16 protein-coding genes are annotated in these 18,684 nt (G+C 72.1%); 12 read left to right on the top strand and 4 right to left on the bottom strand.

What is annotated here, in order from left to right:
• Nucleotides 1-122: 122 nt before the first annotated feature.
• Nucleotides 123-1,574 carry a cytosine permease gene (locus ACGFYH_RS14230; RefSeq protein ID WP_393803414.1) on the bottom strand — a complete coding sequence of 484 codons (1,452 nt, stop codon included), beginning with the start codon at nt 1,572-1,574 and terminating at the stop codon, nt 123-125.
• Between the two features lie 184 nt (nt 1,575-1,758).
• Here ACGFYH_RS14230 and ftsY point away from each other — a divergent pair, with 184 nt between their 5' ends.
• Nucleotides 1,759-2,973, top strand: coding sequence for a signal recognition particle-docking protein FtsY (ftsY, locus tag ACGFYH_RS14225; RefSeq protein WP_393803413.1), 1,215 nt, complete (start codon nt 1,759-1,761; stop codon nt 2,971-2,973).
• A 528-nt stretch (nt 2,974-3,501) separates the two neighbouring features.
• Here ftsY and ACGFYH_RS14220 read toward each other — a convergent pair.
• On the bottom strand, nt 3,502-4,173 hold the full coding sequence (locus ACGFYH_RS14220; RefSeq protein WP_393803412.1) for a bifunctional DNA primase/polymerase: 672 nt from the start codon (nt 4,171-4,173) through the stop codon (nt 3,502-3,504).
• 445 nt (nt 4,174-4,618) lie between these two features.
• Here ACGFYH_RS14220 and ACGFYH_RS14215 point away from each other — a divergent pair, with 445 nt between their 5' ends.
• The 5 genes from ACGFYH_RS14215 (at nt 4,619) to ffh (ending at nt 12,291) form a co-directional block, all read left to right on the top strand.
• A complete protein-coding gene (locus ACGFYH_RS14215; protein WP_393803411.1) occupies nt 4,619-6,118 on the top strand; it encodes a hypothetical protein in 1,500 nt (499 codons plus the stop codon).
• 313 nt (nt 6,119-6,431) lie between these two features.
• Entirely contained in the window at nt 6,432-7,778 is a 1,347-nt protein-coding gene (locus ACGFYH_RS14210; protein WP_393803410.1) for an ammonium transporter, read from the top strand.
• Nucleotides 7,775-8,113, top strand: a complete 339-nt coding sequence (locus ACGFYH_RS14205; RefSeq protein WP_393803409.1) for a P-II family nitrogen regulator — start codon at nt 7,775-7,777, stop codon at nt 8,111-8,113. Before ACGFYH_RS14210 ends, ACGFYH_RS14205 begins: the two co-directional genes overlap by 4 nt.
• Nucleotides 8,114-8,152: 39 nt before the next feature.
• Nucleotides 8,153-10,636 (top strand): [protein-PII] uridylyltransferase, encoded by a 2,484-nt coding sequence (locus ACGFYH_RS14200; protein WP_393803408.1) that lies wholly within the window; start codon nt 8,153-8,155, stop codon nt 10,634-10,636.
• Between the two features lie 104 nt (nt 10,637-10,740).
• Nucleotides 10,741-12,291, top strand: a complete 1,551-nt coding sequence (ffh, locus tag ACGFYH_RS14195; RefSeq protein ID WP_393803407.1) for a signal recognition particle protein — start codon at nt 10,741-10,743, stop codon at nt 12,289-12,291.
• Nucleotides 12,292-12,716: 425 nt separating this feature from the next.
• On the opposite strand, the gene ACGFYH_RS14190 is transcribed toward ffh, so the two are convergent.
• Together ACGFYH_RS14190 and ACGFYH_RS14185 are read right to left on the bottom strand one after the other, a co-directional pair.
• Nucleotides 12,717-13,322, bottom strand: a complete 606-nt coding sequence (locus tag ACGFYH_RS14190; RefSeq protein WP_393803406.1) for a hypothetical protein — start codon at nt 13,320-13,322, stop codon at nt 12,717-12,719.
• 211 nt (nt 13,323-13,533) lie between these two features.
• A complete protein-coding gene (locus ACGFYH_RS14185) occupies nt 13,534-14,421 on the bottom strand; it encodes a class I SAM-dependent methyltransferase (protein WP_393803405.1) in 888 nt (295 codons plus the stop codon).
• A gap of 667 nt (nt 14,422-15,088) precedes the next feature.
• Between ACGFYH_RS14185 and ACGFYH_RS14180 the strand changes: the two genes are divergently transcribed.
• The 6 genes from ACGFYH_RS14180 to rplS all read left to right on the top strand — a co-directional run bounded on the left by ACGFYH_RS14180 (nt 15,089) and on the right by rplS (nt 18,670).
• Nucleotides 15,089-15,685 (top strand): hypothetical protein, encoded by a 597-nt coding sequence (locus ACGFYH_RS14180; protein WP_393803404.1) that lies wholly within the window; start codon nt 15,089-15,091, stop codon nt 15,683-15,685.
• A gap of 257 nt (nt 15,686-15,942) precedes the next feature.
• Nucleotides 15,943-16,371, top strand: a complete 429-nt coding sequence (rpsP, locus tag ACGFYH_RS14175) for a 30S ribosomal protein S16 (RefSeq protein ID WP_393803403.1) — start codon at nt 15,943-15,945, stop codon at nt 16,369-16,371.
• 2 nt (nt 16,372-16,373) lie between these two features.
• Nucleotides 16,374-16,613, top strand: coding sequence for an RNA-binding protein (locus ACGFYH_RS14170; protein ID WP_005479813.1), 240 nt, complete (start codon nt 16,374-16,376; stop codon nt 16,611-16,613).
• Nucleotides 16,614-16,779: 166 nt separating this feature from the next.
• Complete coding sequence (gene rimM, locus ACGFYH_RS14165) at nt 16,780-17,349, top strand: ribosome maturation factor RimM (protein WP_393803402.1); 570 nt, start codon at nt 16,780-16,782, stop codon at nt 17,347-17,349.
• Nucleotides 17,349-18,182 carry a tRNA (guanosine(37)-N1)-methyltransferase TrmD gene (gene trmD, locus ACGFYH_RS14160; RefSeq protein ID WP_393803401.1) on the top strand — a complete coding sequence of 278 codons (834 nt, stop codon included), beginning with the start codon at nt 17,349-17,351 and terminating at the stop codon, nt 18,180-18,182. Before rimM ends, trmD begins: the two co-directional genes overlap by 1 nt.
• A 137-nt stretch (nt 18,183-18,319) precedes the next feature.
• Nucleotides 18,320-18,670 carry a 50S ribosomal protein L19 gene (rplS, locus tag ACGFYH_RS14155; RefSeq protein WP_030943163.1) on the top strand — a complete coding sequence of 117 codons (351 nt, stop codon included), beginning with the start codon at nt 18,320-18,322 and terminating at the stop codon, nt 18,668-18,670.
• Nucleotides 18,671-18,684: the final 14 nt, after the last annotated feature.

The raw sequence follows: 18,684 nt of genomic DNA, 5'->3' as shown, positions 1-18,684 counted from the left end.
CGGTCACTCTCCGGGCGGGGCGGCGGTGCCGTAGGGGCGTCGTGACACCGGGGTGGTGGCCGGGACGGCCCGGTCGGCCGCCGGCACAAGGGCGGACGCCGGGCCGCTCGTGCGCAGGCGCGTCAGACGCTCACGGTCTCGGGCCGCGCGGTCCGGTCCGCGGGTACCACCGGGACGACCACCGGCGGCTTCGGCAGTACGACGTACAGCAGGCCGGAGATCACCACCGTGGCCACCCAGCCGAGGCCGTACTCGCCGATCACGTTGTTGCCCGCGAGGGGGCCGGTGAACCAGTCGGACGTGGTGAACATCAGACCGGCGGTCAGGCCCACCGCCCAGGCGACGACGGCGGCGGGGGAGAAGCCGCCGCGGTACCAGTAGGCGCTGGTGCGGCCGGTGTCGGCCAGGGCCTCGCCGTCGTACTCCCGGCGGCGCAGCATGTCCGCGCCGAACACGCCGACCCAGGCGGAGAAGGCGACCGCGAGCAGCGAAAGGAAGGCGATGAAGGACCCCATGAAGCTGGTCGCCACCAGCATCAGCACGCCGCCGAAGACCAGCGAGATCACGGCGTTCACCGAGACCGCCCAGTGCCGCGGGACCTTGAAGCCCAGGGTCTGCGCGGTGAAACCGGCCGAGTACATCGACATCGAGTTGATCAGCAGCATGCCGACCAGCGCGACCAGCAGGTACGGCACCGCGATCCAGGTCGGCAGGATCTCGCCCAGGAAGGAGACCGGGTCGGCGGCCGAGGCCAGGTCCGGGGTGGAGACCGCCATGACCGCGCCCATCAGCACCATCGGCAGGACGACGATGCCGGCACCGCCGACCGTGACACCCACGATGCCCTTCGAGGAGGCCGTGCGCGGCAGGTACCGGGTGAAGTCCGGCGCGGACGGGATCCAGCTGACGCCACCGGCCGCGATCAGACCCACGCCGGTGATCATCGCGGCCACCGAACCGGCGGACCGGTCGAACACCGCGGACCAGTCGGTGTCGACGACCAGGTAGCCGAGCACCAGCACCGAGAAGGCGCCGAAGAGGTACGCCGCGTACCTGTTGCACTTCTGTACGGCGTTGATGCCGAGTCCGGAGATCGCGAACGTCGCCACCACGAAGGCCAGCAGCGTCACCAGGTCCAGCACACTGTTGGCGCGGATGCCGAACACGATGTCCAGCACGGTGAGCACGGCGTAGGCGCCGGTCACCGCGTTGATCGTCTCCCAGCCCCAGCGGGCGACCCAGATCAGCGAACCCGGCAGCAGGTTGCCCCGCTGGCCGAACACGGCACGCGACAGCGCCATACCGGGGGCGCCGCCGCGTTTCCCGGCGATGCCGATCAGCCCGACCAGCCCGTACGACACGACGGGCGCGGCGCCGGCGACGACCAGGGCCTGCCAGAAGTTGAGCCGGTACGCCACGACGAGGCTCGCGCCCATCGTGAGCAGCAGCACGCTGATGTTGGCGCCGACCCAGGTCGGGAACAGCTCGCGGGTCCTGGCAGTGCGCTCGTGGTCGGGCACCTGCTCGATGCCGCGGGTTTCCAGGGCGCCTTCGTTCTCGGCGGTCTTGCTCATGTGGGGGGTCCGTGCCTCGATCGTGGGGAAGAGGGGGCGTTCGGGACTCTACGCGCGTTGATGCGGCATCCTCCATCGTACTTTGCTCCGACTCGTTCCTTCCGGGGGCCTTTGTCCTTCGGAGGAAACCACACAGGGTCGACAGCGAGGGGCCGCGCCGGGGGTCACGCATACTGGACCCGTTATGGAAATCGTCATCCTTGCTGTAGTCATCGCCGTGGTCGTGATCGGCGCGCTCGGCGGGCTGGTCGTGGGGTCCCGCCGCAAGAAGCAGCTGCCTCCGCCGCCACCCGCCACGCCCGACATCACCGCCCCTCCGGCCGAGCCGCACGTCGGCGACGAGGCCGAGACGCCGCGCGACGAAACGCGCCGGACGATAGAGGAGGTCGACCTCCCGGACGGCGGCACCGCTCCCGCCACCGTCGAGGAGCCGCCCGTCGTCGAAGAGCTCGAGATCCCGCGGATCGAGGTTCCCGAGCCCACCGCCGGCCGACTGGTCCGGCTCCGTGCCCGCCTCTCCCGCTCGCAGAACGCCCTCGGCAAGGGCCTGCTGACCCTGCTGTCGCGGGAGCACCTCGACGAGGACACCTGGGAGGAGATCGAGGACACGCTGCTCACCGCCGACGTCGGCGTGCTGCCCACCCAGGAGCTGGTCGAGCGGCTCCGCGAGCGGGTGAAGGTACTCGGCACCCGCACGCCCGAGGAACTGCGCACCCTGCTGCGCGAGGAGCTGATCGCCCTGGTCGGCCCCGACATGGACCGCGAGGTCAAGACCGAGCCCGCCGCGAGCAAGCCCGGCATCGTGATGGTCGTCGGGGTCAACGGCACCGGCAAGACCACCACCACCGGCAAGCTCGCCCGCGTCCTGGTGGCCGACGGCCGCAGCGTCGTCCTCGGCGCCGCCGACACCTTCCGCGCCGCCGCCGCCGACCAGCTGCAGACCTGGGGCGAGCGGGTCGGCGCGCACACCGTGCGCGGGCCCGAGGGCGGCGACCCGGCCTCCGTCGCGTTCGACGCGGTCAAGGAGGGCAAGGAGATGGGCTCCGACGTCGTGCTCATCGACACGGCCGGCCGCCTGCACACCAAGACCGGCCTCATGGACGAGCTGGGCAAGGTCAAGCGCGTGGTGGAGAAGCACGCGCCGCTGGACGAGGTGCTGCTCGTGCTCGACGCCACGACCGGCCAGAACGGGCTGATCCAGGCCCGGGTCTTCGCCGAGGTCGTCGACGTCAGCGGCATCGTGCTCACCAAACTGGACGGCACGGCCAAGGGCGGCATCGTGGTCGCCGTGCAGCGCGAGCTGGGTGTGCCGGTCAAGCTGATCGGACTCGGCGAGGGTGCGGACGACCTGGCACCGTTCGAACCGGAGGCCTTCGTGGATGCCCTCATCGGCGAGTGACGCCGCCTCCCGGTGCCGTGCGCACCGCGGCACGCGCGCACGGCGAAGCGCCCGCCTCCCCGACCGGGGGACGGGCGCTTCGCCGTGCCGTGCTGCCCGCCGGGGCCGCCGTGGCTGTCTGGGGCCGCCGGGGCCGTCTGGCAGCCTGCCGGTGCCGGGCAGGTCCTGAGCACGAGCCGGGTGCGGGATGTGCGGGTGGGGTGCTGGTGCGCTGGTGCGGTGGTGGTGTGCGGCGGTGCGGTGGCGTGCGGAGGGTGGTGGCGGCGGACGCGGGTGACGGCCGCCGGTGCCCGGCGTGCCGCCTGCCGCTCCCCGGCGCGCACCCGCGGCCCGGAGGCCGCGCGTGCGGGCCCGGGAAACCCGGTGATGGCGCCTGCCGGTGTCCGACGGGTGCGTGTGCCGCGTGCGTGCGACGCTGTCCGGCCGCGTGAAGCGCGGAGGGGTGCGGACGGGAACGAGCCGACGCTCCTGGCCGCAGGGCCGGAGCCCGGCCCTGCGGCGTGCAGGCGTGCCGGTGGTCGCGCCGGCCTAAGCCCGTGAGCGGTGGGCCAGGTACGCCAGTGTCCCCAGCAGCAGTCGGGCCGCCGGTGGCTTCGTGGCCGAGTCGAGGGCCGGGGGGCGCAGCCAGCGCACCGGGCCACGGCCACCACGGTCGGAGGGCGGGGCCGTGACGTACGTACCGGGGCCGAGGCCGTGCAGGTCGAGGGCGGACGGGTCGTCCCAGCCCATGCGGTAGAGCAGCCCCGGCAGTTCGGCCGCGGCGCCCGGCGCGACGAAGAAGTGGGCGCGGCCCTGCGGGGTCGCCGCGACCGGACCGAGCGGGAGGCCCATGCGTTCCAGCCGGGCCAGCGCCCGCAGCCCGGCGGGCTCGGCCACCTCGATCACGTCGAAGGTCCGGCCGACCGTCAGCATCACCGCGGCCCCGGGGAACTGGGCCCAGGCCTCGCCCGCCTCGTCCAGCGTCGCCCCGGCGGGAACCTCGGGCGCGAAGTCCAGGGGGTGCGCGCCCGGCGCCGGACAGTCGGGCAGGCCGCACGAGCAGGCACCCGCGGCGGCCCGGGCGCCCGGCACCACGTCCCAGCCCCACAGCCCGGTGCACTCGGCCACGACGGTGCACTCCGAGGCGCGGCCGCGGCGGCGCGCGCCGGACCGGATCTCGCGCGTGCCCCGACTGCTGCCGATGCCGATCGTGAAGCCCATGCCCCCTCCAACGGGTCCGACGCAGCGGCGGTTACGCAGCGGACGTGAAACGTGACTCTCCGTCTCCAACTCCCCACTCCGGCGCCGTTCAGACAGCGCCCGGAAGTGCCCCGGGTGGTGCGCTCGACGACGTGCGCCCCCGAGTGCACCGTTGCACCGGCTTCCGGTGGGCCTGTGTCAAGTGAATCGCGTACCGGCCACCGCGAGTTCATTCGAAGGGGTGGCGAATGGTGGCGATTCCGCAATCGCCATGGCTGGACGCGTGATCGTAGGACTACTTTGTGTGCATGGAGCCTTGGGGCACATGCACTTGTGGGTATGCCGGAGGCAACCCGGCCCTCCGTTCGAAGGGTGGCAACCACCGGACGGAAGGCCGTAACCACGGGCATTCTGATAGGGCTTGGCGCACTCGGCGACAGGTGGTCTCAGGGATGGGGGCGTTCCAGTGAGCGGCAACGGCGGAAGCGGTACGAGCGCGGGGAGCGCGTCGCACGCTGACAAGCGCTCGAACGAGCTGCTCACCTCCTGGTTCGCCCGCAGCGGCTGGTCCAAGGGCGAGCTGGCACGCCAGGTCAACCGCCGGGCCCGCCAGTTGGGTGCCAGCCACATCTCCACCGACACCTCGCGGGTGCGCCGCTGGCTCGACGGCGAGAACCCGCGCGAGCCGATCCCGCGGATCCTGTCCGAGCTGTTCTCCGAGCGCTTCGGCGTCGTCGTGTCCGTCGAGGACCTGGGCCTGCGCTCCACCCGCCCGACGCCCTCCGCGACCGGCGTCGACCTCCCCTGGACGGGCCCGCAGACCGTGGCCCTGCTCAGCGAGTTCTCGCGCAGCGACCTGATGCTGGCGCGGCGCGGCTTCCTCGGGAGCTCGCTGGCCCTCTCCGCGGGCCCGTCCCTCATCGAGCCCATGCAGCGCTGGCTCGTCCCCGCGCCCCCCGCCACCTCGCCGACCACACGGGAGCCCGCGGCGCCCACCACGCGCGCGCGTGGCCGCCTCTCCAGGCCGGAGCTGGACCTGCTGGAGTCCACGGCCGTGATGTTCCGCCGCTGGGACGCACAGTGCGGCGGCGGTCTGCGCCGCAAGGCGGTGGTCGGCCAGCTGCACGAGGTGACCGACCTGCTCCAGGAGCCCCAGACCGAGACGACCCGCGCCAAGCTCTTCAAGGTCGCCGCCGAGCTGGCCGAGCTGGCCGGCTGGATGTCGTACGACGTGGGGCTCCAGCCCACCGCGCAGAAGTACTTCGTACTCGCCCTGCACGCCGCCAAGGAGGCCGGGGACCGGCCGCTCGGCTCGTACATCCTCTCCAGCATGAGCCGTCAGATGATCCATCTCGGCCGGCCCGACGACGCCCTGGAGCTGATCCACCTCGCGCAGTACGGCAGCCGGGACTGCGCCGGCCCCCGCACCCAGTCGATGCTGTACGCGATGGAGGCCCGCGCCTACGCCAACATGGGACAGCCCGGCCGCTGCAAACGGGCGGTGCGCATGGCCGAGGACACCTTCGCCGAGGCCGACGAGTGGGACGAGCCCGACCCCGACTGGATCCGCTTCTTCTCCGAGGCCGAGCTGTACGGGGAGAACAGCCACTCCTTCCGCGACCTCGCCTACGTGGCCGGCCGCAGCCCCGCCTACGCCTCCCTCGCCGACCCCCTGATGCGCCGGGCCGTGGAGCTGTTCGCCAAGGACGACGAGCACCAGCGCTCCTACGCGCTGAACCTGATCGGCATGGCCACCGTGCACCTGCTGCGCCGCGAGGCCGAGGAGAGCACCGTCCTGGTCGTCGAGGCCATGGGGATCGCCAAGAAGGTCCGCTCCGAACGCGTCAACACCCGCATCCGCAAAACCGTCGACACGGCCGTACGCGATTTCGGCGACCTCGGCGAGGTCGTCGACCTCACCGAACGGCTCGCCGTCGAACTGCCGGAGACCGCCGAAGCGGTCTGACCCCCACCAGCCCCGGCCGCGGCCGGCCCTCCCGAACTGCCCGACTCGGCTCCCCCATGCCAGGTCATTCGGAGGCCCGCCGCGGCCGGCTCGTGTTCCGGCCGGGCCCTCGCACCACGACACGGCCGCCCGGTCCCGCACCCGGCAGTTCACCGACGCGTAACACGCACGGCGCCTTCGTCACGGCGGCGAAACAACGGGGGGCGTCCACCGAAACCGCGCTGCGCCAATCTCATGGCGCATAACCGGCCCACCCCTCACGCCCGCACAGGCTTCGCCCGCACGGGGCCGTACCAACGACGAGGAGACGCCGATGGCTCCAGCCATCACGCTTGCCGCGGAGACGCAGCTCTCTGCCGCCAACACAGGCTTCATGCTCATCTGCTCCGCCCTGGTGATGCTCATGACGCCGGCCCTGGCCTTCTTCTACGGAGGCATGGTCCGCGTCAAAAGCACCCTGAACATGCTGATGATGAGCTTCATCAGCCTCGGCATCGTCACCGTCCTGTGGGTGCTCTACGGCTTCTCCATGGCGTTCGGCACCGACTCCGGCAGCCTCGTCGGCTGGAACTCCGACTGGGTCGGGCTCAGCGACATCGGCCTGACCGAGCTGTGGGACGGCTACACCATCCCCGTCTTCGTCTTCCTGGTCTTCCAGCTCATGTTCGCCGTCCTCACCCCCGCCCTGATCAGCGGTGCCCTCGCGGACCGCGTGAAGTTCACGGCCTGGGCGCTGTTCATCGCCCTGTGGGTGACGATCGTCTACTTCCCCGTGGCCCACTGGGTCTGGGGCACCGGAGGCTGGGCCTTCGAGCTGGGCGTGATCGACTTCGCGGGCGGTACGGCCGTGCACATCAACGCCGGTGCCGCGGCGCTCGGCGTGATCCTGGTCATCGGCAAACGGGTCGGCTTCAAGAAGGACCCGATGCGCCCGCACAGCCTGCCGCTGGTCATGCTCGGCGCGGGCCTGCTGTGGTTCGGCTGGTTCGGCTTCAACGCCGGCTCGTGGCTCGGCAACGACGACGGCGTCGGCGCGCTGATGTTCGTCAACACCCAGGTCGCCACCGGTGCCGCCGTCCTCGGCTGGCTCGCCTACGAGAAGATCCGGCACGGTGCCTTCACCACCCTGGGCGCGGCCTCCGGCGCCGTCTCCGGCCTGGTGGCCATCACCCCGGCCGGTGGCGCGGTCTCCCCGCTGGGCGCGATCGCCGTCGGCCTCGTCGCCGGTGTGGTCTGCGCGATGGCCGTCGGCCTGAAGTACCGGTTCGGCTACGACGACTCGCTCGACGTCGTGGGCGTGCACATGGTCGGCGGAATCCTCGGCTCGCTGCTCGTCGGCCTCTTCGCCAGCGGCAAGGGCCAGTCCGACGTCCAGGGCCTCTTCTACGGCGGCGGCCTCGACCAGTTCTGGAAGCAGTGCGCCGGTGTCTTCGGCATCCTCGCCTATTCCCTGGTCGTCTCCGCGGTCCTCGCCCTCCTGCTGGACAAGACGATCGGCATGCGGGTACCGGAGGACGTCGAGGTGGCCGGCATCGACCAGGCCGAGCACGCCGAGACCGCATACGACTTCAGCGGCGCCGGCGGCGGTGCCGCCCGCACGACCGCCACGCCGGCCGCCTCCGTGGCCGGGTCGGCCCCGAGCAAGAAGGTGGACGCATGAAGCTCATCACCGCCGTCGTCAAGCCGCACCGGCTCGACGAGATCAAGGAGGCCCTCCAGGCCTTCGGGGTCCACGGCCTGACCGTCACCGAGGCCAGCGGCTACGGCCGCCAGCGCGGACACACCGAGGTCTACCGGGGTGCCGAGTACACCGTCGACCTGGTCCCCAAGATCCGTATCGAGGTCCTGGTCGAGGACGACGACGCCGAGCAGCTGATCGACGTAGTGATCAAGGCGGCCCGCACCGGCAAGATCGGTGACGGCAAGGTGTGGTCGGTCCCCGTCGACACGGCCGTGCGGGTCCGGACCGGTGAGCGCGGTCCGGACGCGCTCTGAGGCAGTTCTGAGGCACGGGAACGGAACAGGAGTCGCCGGGTGACGAGTACGGACGTGACGCGAGAAGCAGAGGACTCGGGACCCGGCGGCTACGCGGCGGCCCGGCTGCGCCTCCTCACCGAGGGGGCGCGGTCCGGGCCGCCGCGCCGTAGGGCGCTGGCCGAACTGACGGACGACTGGCTGGCGGGCCTCTTCGGCGCGGGCACCGAGGGACACGCGGGTGTGTCGCTCGTCGCGGTCGGCGGCTACGGACGCGGCGAGCTGTCCCCGCGCAGCGACCTGGACCTCCTCCTGCTGCACGACGGCCGTGACGACAAGGCGGTCGCCGCCCTCGCCGACCGCCTCTGGTACCCGGTCTGGGACCTCGGCCTCGCCCTCGACCACTCCGTACGCACCCCCCAACAGGCCCGGAAGACCGCGGGCGACGACCTGAAGGTCCAGCTCGGTCTCCTGGACGCCCGCCACCTGGCCGGAGACCTCGGCCTGACCGCCGCCCTGCGCACCGCCGTCCTCGCCGACTGGCGCAACCAGGCCCCCAAGCGCCTCCCGGAACTCCGCGATCTGTGCGCCGGGCGCGCCGAACGCCAGGGCGAACTCCAGTACCTGCTGGAGCCCGATCTCAAGGAGGCCAGGGGCGGCCTGCGCGACGCCACCGCGCTGCGTGCCGTCGCCGCCTCCTGGCTCGCCGACGCCCCGCGCGAGGGCCTCGCCGACGCCCGGCGCCGACTGCTCGACGTACGCGACGCGCTTCACCTGACGACCGGCCGGGCGACCGACCGGCTGGCGCTGCAGGAACAGGACCAGGTGGCGGCCGAGCTGGGTCTGCTGGACGCCGACGCGCTGCTGCGGCAGGTGTACGAGGCGGCCCGCGTCATCTCCTATGCCGGTGACGTCACCTGGCGCGAGGTGGGCCGCGTGCTGCGCTCGCGCTCCGTGCGGCCGCGGCTGCGCGCCATGATGAACGGCGGGAAACCGGCCGCGGATCGATCACCGCTCGCCGAGGGCGTCGTGGAGCAGGACGGCGAGGTGGTGCTCGCCCGTACCGCGCGCCCCGAACGTGATCCCGTACTCCCGCTGCGCGCCGCGGCCGCCGCCGCACAGGCCGGGCTCCCGCTCTCCCTGCACGCCGTACGGCGCCTTGCGGTCACCGCGCGCCCCCTGCCCACGCCCTGGCCCGCCGAGGCCCGTGAGCAACTGGTGACCCTGCTGGGTTCGGGTCGGCCCACGGTGCCGGTCTGGGAGGCGCTGGAGGCCGAGGGCCTGGTCACCCGGCTGTTGCCCGACTGGGAGCGGGTCCGCTGCCGCCCGCAGCGCAACGCCGTGCACCTGTGGACCGTCGACCGGCACCTGATCGAGACCGCCGTCCGCGCCGCCGGATTCACCCGCCGTGTGCACCGCCCCGACCTGCTCCTGGTCGCCGCACTGCTGCACGACATCGGCAAGGGCTGGCCCGGCGACCACTCCGTGGCCGGTGAGACCATCGCCCGGGACGTCGCCGCCCGCATCGGCTTCGACCGTGCCGACGCGGCCGTACTCGCCACCCTCGTGCGCCACCACCTCCTGCTCGTGGAGACCGCCACCCGGCGCGACCTCGACGACCCGGCCACCGTGCGCGCGGTCGCGGGGGCGGTCGGCTCGGAGCACACGCTGGAGCTGCTGCACGCCCTGACCGAGGCGGACGCGCTGGCCACCGGGCCGGCCGCCTGGTCGTCCTGGCGCGCCTCCCTCGTCGCCGACCTGGTGAAACGGGTCGCGGGAGTGCTGGCCGGCGACCCGGAGGCCGAACCCGCGGCGGCCACGCCCACCGCGGAGCAGGAGCGGCTCGCCGTCGAGGCCTTCCGCACGGGCGGTCCCGTACTGGCGCTGCGCGCCCAGACGCAGCCACCGGCCGATCCCGCGCCGGGCGATCATCCGTCGGCCGGCCCCGCGGCGGTCACCGGACCCGAGCCGCTCGGCGTGGAACTGCTGATCGCCGTACCCGACCAGGCGGGTGTGCTCCCGGCGGTGGCCGGGGTCCTGGCCATGCACCGGCTGACCGTGCGCGCCGCCGAGCTGCGCTCCCTCCCGCTGCCGGACGGCGTCGACGGCTCCGTCCTGCTCCTCGACTGGCGGGTCGCCGCCCAGTACGGCTCCCTGCCCCAGGTCGCCCGGCTCCGCGCCGACCTGGTCAGGGCCCTGGACGGCACCCTGGACATCGCCGGGCGGCTCGCCGAGCGGGACGCCGCCCATCCCCGGCGCCGGGGCGTGGAGCCGCCCCCGCCCCGGGTGGCCGTCGCCCCGACCGCGTCCCGCCTTGCCACGGTGATCGAGGTCCGCGCCCAGGACGCGCCGGGCCTGCTGTTCCGGATCGGGCGCGCGCTGGAGGCGGCGGGCGTGCGGGTCCGCAGCGCGCACGTGTCGACCCTGGGGGCGAACGCGGTGGACGCCTTCTACGTCACCGGCCCGCAGGGCGCGCGGCTGCCGGGGGAGGAGGCGGGGAACGTGGCGCGGACACTGGAGGAGGCGCTGCGGGGCCGGTCCTGACGGGATCCGCCCGCGGAATGCGGCGGGCGGGGACGAATGTCCTGCCGAGGCAGATACCCTGGAAGACGCTCAGACCGCCCCCGACTCCGAGGACCGACGCCACCGTGTTCGATACCCTCTCCGACCGCCTTAGCGCGACTTTCAAAAATCTCCGCGGCAAGGGCAGGTTGTCCGAGGCGGACATCGACGCCACGGCCCGCGAGATCCGCATCGCGCTCCTCGAGGCCGACGTGGCCCTGCCCGTCGTGCGCGCGTTCATCAAGCGCGTCAAGGAACGCTCCCTGGGCGCCGAGGTCTCCAAGGCGCTCAACCCCGCCCAGCAGGTCCTCAAGATCGTCAACGAGGAACTGGTCGGCATCCTCGGCGGTGAGACCCGCCGCCTGCGCTTCGCCAAGCAGCCGCCGACCGTGATCATGCTGGCCGGTCTGCAGGGTGCCGGTAAGACCACCCTCGCGGGCAAGCTGGGCCGCTGGCTCAAGGAGCAGGGCCACTCTCCGCTGCTCGTGGCCTGCGACCTCCAGCGCCCCAACGCCGTCAACCAGCTGAGCGTCGTCGCCGAGCGCGCCGGCGTCGCGGTCTACGCGCCGGAGCCGGGCAACGGCGTCGGCGACCCGGTCAAGGTGGCCGAGGACTCCATCGAGTTCGCCAAGGCCAAGGTCCACGACCTGGTCATCGTCGACACCGCCGGCCGCCTGGGCATCGACCAGGAGCTGATGCGGCAGGCCGCGGACATCCGCGACGCCGTCTTGCCGGACGAGATCCTCTTCGTCGTCGACGCGATGATCGGCCAGGACGCCGTCAACACCGCCGAGGCCTTCCGCGACGGCGTCGGCTTCGACGGCGTGGTGCTGTCCAAGCTCGACGGCGACGCCCGTGGTGGTGCGGCCCTGTCGATCGCCTCGGTGACCGGCAAGCCGATCATGTTCGCGTCCAACGGCGAGAAGCTCGAGGACTTCGACGCCTTCCACCCGGACCGGATGGCCTCCCGCATCCTCGACATGGGTGACCTGCTCACCCTGATCGAGCAGGCGGAGAAGACGTTCAGCCAGGAAGAAGCCGAGGCGATGGCCTCGAAGCTGGCGTCCAAGAAGGGCCAGGACTTCACCCTGGACGACTTCCTGGCCCAGATGGAGCAGGTCCGCAAGATGGGCTCCATCTCCAAGCTGCTCGGCATGCTGCCGGGCATGGGCCAGATGAAGGACCAGATCAACAACCTCGACGAGCGCGACGTCGACCGCACGGCCGCCATCATCAAGTCGATGACCCCGGCCGAGCGCCAGGAGCCCACGCTCATCAACGGCTCGCGCCGCGCACGTATCGCCAAGGGCTCCGGTGTCGAGGTCAGCGCGGTGAAGAACCTGGTCGAGCGGTTCTTCGAGGCCCGCAAGATGATGTCCCGCATGGCCCAGGGCGGCGGCATGCCCGGTATGCCGGGGATGCCCGGCATGGGGGGCGGGCCCGGCCGGCAGAAGAAGCAGCAGAAGAAGGCCAAGGGCAAGCAGCGCTCCGGCAACCCGATGAAGCGCAAGCAGCAGGAGCAGGAGGAGGCCGCCCGCCGCGCCGCCGCCGCGCAGAGCGGGGGCGCCCTCGGGCTGCCGCAGCAGGGCGGCCAGGACTTCGAGCTGCCGGACGAGTTCAAGAAGTTCATGGGCTGACAGCCCGTTTGCCGCACGTGCACGACGCCGGGGCGTCCCCTCGCTCAAGGGGGCGCCCCGGCGTCGTACACGCAGATGCCCGCGCGGCTCCCCTGTCGTAGCGTCCGGATCTGGTCATCCGTCCCCGCCGCGCAAGGCCCCGGAGCCGCTCCGGCGCACCGAGGGCACCCCCGGGCGGGCCCCGGACCCCCACCAGACCGCCGTCCGGCGGCAGACGGATGCGCGGCGGCTGGTGGAACCCGGTCCCGGCCGCGCTGATCGTCCACCTCATCGCCGACCTCGTGCCGTCCTTCGTCAACGGGGGTGACGAGCCGGCCCTCTCCTGCACGGAGTTCAGCGAAACAGGCCGACGAGGGCGACCGGCCGACGAAGGACGACCACGAGAGGTGAGCGGCTTTTCCAACCGGGTGCCGCGGGTGCCGCTCCTACTTCTGCGGGAACTTCCAGACGTAGGGCTCGCTGTCGTCCTCCGACCAGTGCACCTCCACGCTCGTCGCGTCCGCGGGGATCACGTAGGTCTCGCAGAAGACGTGGCTCTCGCCCTGCTTCCAGCTCTCTACGTCGTACGGGTCCTCGCAGCCCGGCGCGTCCTCGGAAGCGCCGATGAGGACGCCGCCGCGTCGGCCGTCGGCGAACACCGTGGCACCGTCGTGCACCTCGGAGCCCTCGGTCAGGGCCGGTCCGCTCTTGTGGGTGTACTCGAGGTACGCGGTGGCCAGCACCCTGTCCGCGGCGTCCGCGGCGTCCGCCACCGCCTTCGCGGCCTCCGCCTCGGTGCCCACCTCGACCTTCTGGGCCACAACGCCGTACGTGACCACGCCGGGGTCCTCCTCGACCTTGCCCGTCGCGCTCTCGCCCTTCGCCATGTCACCGCCCGACGCCGCCTGAGAGGGCGAGGGCGAAGCCTCGGTGGTCGCCGAACTCTTCGCGTCTGCGCCGGCGTCGTCGTCGCCGCCCCCGCACGCGGTGAGGGCCAGGGCGAGGACGGCGACGGGCGCGGCGAGACGCAGCGCGGTCGTGTGGTACGGCACTACAGGCTCCTGTATGCAGATGTGTCTGTTCCCCCGAACGGTCGATCACAGTAGAGGCCCATGATCCTCCGGGGGAAACCGCAGAAGCCCGGGACCTGCTTCTTCACACCATTCACACCTGCATCGGAAGAAGTGCGTCAAGAGCCGCACAGGTGTCGCATGTATCCGGTCGGAACCGACAGGAAGTCGTCGGGAAGGGTCGCACGGGCCCTCAAGGGATCCGGGCGATCAGGTAGCGGAACACGTTCGGCATCCACACGGTCCCGTCCGGCCGCCGGTGCGGATGCAGGGCCTCCGTCAGCTCCTTGTCGACCTGCTCCCGGTCGGTCGCCGCGACCGCCGCGTCGAACAGCCCGGTCGACAGCAGCCCGCGCACCGCGCTGCCCGCGTTCGCGTAGCCGAACGGGCACGCCACCCGGCCAGAGCCGTCCGGCCTGAGCCCGGCCCGCTGGGCGACCTCCTCCAGGTCGTCGCGCAGGGCGGGCCTCCACCTGCCCGCGCTGCGCAGCGGGTCGGCGAGTTTGGTGGCCACCCGCAGCACCGACGTCGTGGCGCACCGCTCCGGCGGGCCCCAGCCGGCCAGCACCACGGCCGCCCCCCGCGCGGCGAGCGGCGTGGCCCCGGCGAGCAGTTCACCGAGCCCCTCCGAGTCGCCCGCTGGGCACCCGGTGGGCTCGAAGGCGGTCACCAGGGTGAACGCCGGAGCCGACGGGTCCGCCGCGTCCTGGGGCGAACCCTCGACGATCCGTGGTGCGTCGGCACGCGCGCGCGTGCTCCGTGCCCCGGGTGGCTCCGGAGCCCCGGAGTCCTCGGACAGCAGGCGCTGCCGGGCCAGGGCCAGGAGTTCCGGAGAGCGCGAGTCGACCCCGGTCACCGCGGCACCGCGCGAGGCGGCCATCAGCAGTGCGAGACCGGAGCCGCAGCCCAGGCCCAGCACCCGGGTGCCGCCGCCCACGTCCAGTCGCTCGTAGACGGCCTCGTAGAGCGGTACGAGCATCCGCTCCTGTATCTCGGACCAGTCACGCGCGCGTGCACGCAGGTCAACGTGAGGTGTCGTCCCCGCGTGAGATGGGTGCTGCCGCACGAGCGTAGGTGTCATAGGAAAGTGCCCCAATCGCCGAGTGTTGCCGCCGTGCCCGATTCCGTGGCCCCCGTGCAGTGCGCTCGCACTCCCCCCGTATGCCAGGAAACTCCGGGCTTGCCGTGGCGTCCAGTGGTAGCGGGGCCCGGTTTGCCCGATCCCCGTCAGCGTGGCGAGATTTCACTTCCCGGCAACGTGGCCCGGCCGCGCGATATCCCGGGTGGCCCCGTGTCCGCCCCTTGGCCGGATGGCCGGATCGTGCCGGTGGACGATGACAGTGGGTGGCCGCGAGGCCGACGAGGCGGTTCCGGCCAAGGTCGGCGGGCCCGGCGGTCACCGCACGGTGCCCGGACGCGCCGGGGGCGGGGCGGTGCCGCCCGCCGGCGGCACACCGGGTAACGTCGCATCGGTCGATGTGCCCCTCGGACGATGTTCCTCCGACGCGACAGCGACCGAAACGCCTCTTGCGCACCCGCGGGTTCCACGCCCCCGGCGCGTGGACAGGGGCTACGCGCCGGCGCGTACGTCGGACTACGCACCAGCTTGGTATGAGCTGTGAGGCTTCTCCGCAGATCAGCGCACCCGCCCTCGTCGGGACGCATCAGTGGCAACTGACGGGTACGTGCAAATTATTTGAGATGCCCCGGAATAGGAACACAGCGGCACTCCGGCTCGTTGTCATTACGTGAGCACGACACCACCTGTTCTCGCCGCAGAGCTGGCGCAGGCGTGGGCCGACATTCAGCGGCACCACACCGAGCTGCCCGATCTTGCCGCGCCCGAATCCCTGATCGGAGAGTCGTCGTCCGCCTGCGGGCACGCGCTCTCCTTCGAGCGACTGCTTCATGAGGCAGTCCACGGCATCGCCGCCGCACGCGGAGTACGCGACACCTCCCGCGCGGGGCGCTACCACAACCGCCGATTCCTCGCGATCGCCGAGGAACTGGGCCTGGACCATCCCGAGGAGCCGCATCCCAGCAGTGGCTTCTCGCTGGTCACGCTCACTCCCGAGGCGAAGCGCCGCTACCGGCCGACGATCGAACGCCTCCAGCGTGCGCTGAAGGCCCACACCGCCGCCACCGCGACCGACTCGGCCCGCAGCTTCCGCGGTCCGGCCGCCCGCCACGGCTCCTCCGGGGGAGGGGTGCGCGTGAAGGCGGTCTGCGACTGCGGGCGCAATGTGCGGGTCGTCCCGTCGGTGCTGGCCCAGGCCCCCATCGTGTGCGGCGGCTGCGGCAAGCCGTTCCGGATCCCGGAGGTGGTCGGCGCGGGGATGAGCTGACGATCCGGCTGCTCGTGGCAGCCGGATCGGGGCGGGTGCCGTCGTCCCGGAGCCGAGTGGTCCGCCCAGCGGTGCGGACCCGGATCCCCCGGTCCGACGGCCCTGTCCGCGTGTGGCACAATGGCTAGCCGTACTCGACAGTCGCACAGGACCCCTCTCTCCTCCGGCTGACGCGTCCATCGGGCACTCGGGTACCGCAACCCCACGCGGCTCTCTCGCCGTGCCCAATCACGTCAAATCCAGGAGAACCCACTCCCGTGGCAGTCAAGATCAAGCTGAAGCGTCTGGGCAAGATCCGTTCGCCTCACTACCGCATCGTCGTCGCCGACTCCCGTACCCGCCGTGACGGCCGGGCCATCGAGGAGATCGGCAAGTACCACCCGACGTACAACCCGTCGGTGATGGAGGTCGACGCCGAGCGTGTCGCGTACTGGCTCGGTGTCGGCGCCCAGCCGACCGAGCCCGTGCTCGCCATCCTGAAGAAGACCGGCGACTGGCAGAAGTACAGGGGCGAGCCCGCCCCGGCGCCGCTGCTGCAGCCGGCCGAGAAGGCGGCCCGCCCGACCTTCGAGGCGATCGGTGGCGAGGACGAGGGCAAGGGTGAGGCGATCACCCAGAAGAAGAAGGCCGACAAGAAGGACGAGGCCGCCGCTGAGTCCTCCTCGTCCGAGTCGACCGAGGCCTGAGCATGCTCGAGGAGGCTCTCGAGCACCTCGTGAAGGGCATCGTCGACAATCCTGACGATGTGCAGGTCGCCTCGCGCGACCTGCGTCGCGGACGTGTGCTCGAGGTCCGGGTCCACCCGGACGACCTCGGCAAGGTGATCGGCCGCAACGGCCGCACCGCACGCGCGCTGCGCACCGTCGTGGGCGCCATCGGCGGCCGCGGTGTCCGCGTCGACCTCGTCGACGTGGACCACGTCCGCTGACGCCAATCGCAGCACCGGCTCGGGCCGGGGAGGGCCACTGGGCCGTCCCCGGCCCGCAGTCGTATGAGCCGCGGTCGTACGAGCCGTGACCGGTGCCGTACGAGTCGTGACCGGTGCCGTACGAGCCGTACCGGTTCGTCGCAGTTCCGACAGGAGATCAAGCACAGTGCAGCTGGTAGTCGCGCGCATCGGCCGCGCCCACGGGATCAAGGGCGAGGTGACCGTCGAGGTCCGCACCGACGAGCCGGAGCTGAGGCTCGGGCCCGGTGCCGTACTGACCACCGATCCCGCCTCCACCGGACCGCTCACCATCGAGACCGGCCGCGTGCACAGCGGCCGCCTCCTGCTGCGCTTCGCCGGCGTCCACGACCGCACCGGAGCCGAGGCGCTGCGCAACACCCTCCTCATCGCCGACGTGGACCCGGACGAGCGCCCCGAGGACGAGGACGAGTACTACGACCACCAGCTGGTCGACCTGGACGTGGTGACCGCCGACGGCACCGAGGTCGGCCGGATCAGCGAGATCTCCCACCTGCCCACGCAGGACCTCTTCGTGGTGGAGCGTCCAGACGGCGGCGAGGTCTACGTGCCGTTCGTCTCCGAGATCGTCACCGAGATCGACCTGGACCGGCAGCGCGCGGTCATCGACCCGCCGCCCGGCCTGATCGACGACCGGGCCGAGATCGCCTCCGCGCGGGACGCCGCCGCCGAGGACAGCGCCGGGGACGAGGCGTGATGCGGCTCGACGTCGTCACGATCTTCCCCGAGTACCTGGAGCCGCTGAACGTCTCCCTCGTCGGCAAGGCACGCGCGCGTGGACAGCTCGGCGTCCACGTGCACGACCTGCGCGACTGGACGTACGACCGCCACAACACGGTCGACGACACCCCCTACGGCGGCGGTCCCGGCATGGTCATGAAGACCGGGCCGTGGGGCGAGGCGCTGGACTCCGTCCTGGCCGACGGCTACGAGGGCGGCTCCGGCGAGCCCGCCCTCATCGTGCCCACGCCCAGCGGCCGGCCCTTCACCCAGGAACTCGCCGTCCACCTCTCCGAGCGGCCCTGGCTGATCTTCACACCGGCCCGATACGAGGGCATCGACCGCCGCGTCGTCGACGAGTACACGACCAGGATGCCCGTGTACGAGGTGTCCATCGGCGACTACGTCCTCGCCGGCGGCGAGGCGGCCGTACTCGTCGTCACCGAGGCCGTGGCCCGGCTGCTGCCCGGCGTCCTCGGCAACGCCGAGTCCCACCGGGACGACTCCTTCGCCCCCGGCGCCATGGCCAACCTGCTGGAGGGCCCCGTCCACACCAAGCCGCCCCTGTGGCGCGGGCGCGGCATCCCGGACGTGCTGCTCAGCGGCCACCACGGAAGGATCGCCCGCTGGCGCCGCGACGAGGCGCTGCGGCGCACCACGGCCAACCGGCCGGACCTCGTCGAGCGGTGCGATCCGGGGGTCTTCGACAAGAAGGACCGCGAGATGCTCTCCATCCTGGGCTGGCAACCCGACCCGGACGGGGAGCCGTACGGCCGATTTTGGCGCAGGACCCCGGGCATGGAAGAATAGGCCGCTGTTGTGCGTCCGTCCGGAGCGCGCCCCTGCCGCAGGGGGACACGACGCCCGTCCCGACGCGCACGACTCTGATTCCCGAAACACCTAGTTTCCGTTGATGACCTGTGGCATCAGCGAGGAAAGCAGACGAAATGTCTCACCTGCTCGACACCGTCGACGCCGCGTCGCTGCGCAGCGACGTCCCGGCCTTCCGCCCCGGCGACACCGTCAACGTCCACGTGCGCGTCATCGAGGGCAACCGCTCCCGTGTGCAGCAGTTCAAGGGCGTAGTCATCCGCCGCCAGGGCGCCGGCGTGCGCGAGACCTTCACGGTCCGCAAGGTCTCCTTCTCCGTCGGCGTCGAGCGCACCTTCCCGGTGCACACCCCGATCGTGGAGAAGATCGAGCTCGTCACCCGCGGTGACGTCCGCCGCGCGAAGCTGTACTACCTGCGCGAGCTGCGCGGCAAGGCCGCCAAGATCAAGGAGAAGCGCGACAACTGAGCGCCCTCCGAGGT

The organism is Streptomyces sp. NPDC048392 (assembly GCF_043200575.1).
Taxonomy (GTDB): domain Bacteria; phylum Actinomycetota; class Actinomycetes; order Streptomycetales; family Streptomycetaceae; genus Streptomyces.
The sequence above is the reverse complement of the archived record's forward strand: the minus strand, read 5'-3'. Positions and strand labels throughout refer to the sequence as shown.

What these genes read in the sequence shown, in the direction of transcription:
- ACGFYH_RS14185 (WP_393803405.1), bottom strand. Translation starts at nt 14,421, where the DNA reads ATGACACCTACGCTCGTGCGGCAGCACCCATCTCACGCGGGGACGACA.
- ftsY (WP_393803413.1), top strand. Translation starts at nt 1,759, where the DNA reads ATGGAAATCGTCATCCTTGCTGTAGTCATCGCCGTGGTCGTGATCGGC.
- ACGFYH_RS14170 (WP_005479813.1), top strand. Translation starts at nt 16,374, where the DNA reads ATGCTCGAGGAGGCTCTCGAGCACCTCGTGAAGGGCATCGTCGACAAT.
- trmD (WP_393803401.1), top strand. Translation starts at nt 17,349, where the DNA reads ATGCGGCTCGACGTCGTCACGATCTTCCCCGAGTACCTGGAGCCGCTG.
- ACGFYH_RS14205 (WP_393803409.1), top strand. Translation starts at nt 7,775, where the DNA reads ATGAAGCTCATCACCGCCGTCGTCAAGCCGCACCGGCTCGACGAGATC.
- ACGFYH_RS14220 (WP_393803412.1), bottom strand. Translation starts at nt 4,173, where the DNA reads ATGGGCTTCACGATCGGCATCGGCAGCAGTCGGGGCACGCGCGAGATC.
- ACGFYH_RS14230 (WP_393803414.1), bottom strand. Translation starts at nt 1,574, where the DNA reads ATGAGCAAGACCGCCGAGAACGAAGGCGCCCTGGAAACCCGCGGCATC.
- rplS (WP_030943163.1), top strand. Translation starts at nt 18,320, where the DNA reads ATGTCTCACCTGCTCGACACCGTCGACGCCGCGTCGCTGCGCAGCGAC.
- ACGFYH_RS14210 (WP_393803410.1), top strand. Translation starts at nt 6,432, where the DNA reads ATGGCTCCAGCCATCACGCTTGCCGCGGAGACGCAGCTCTCTGCCGCC.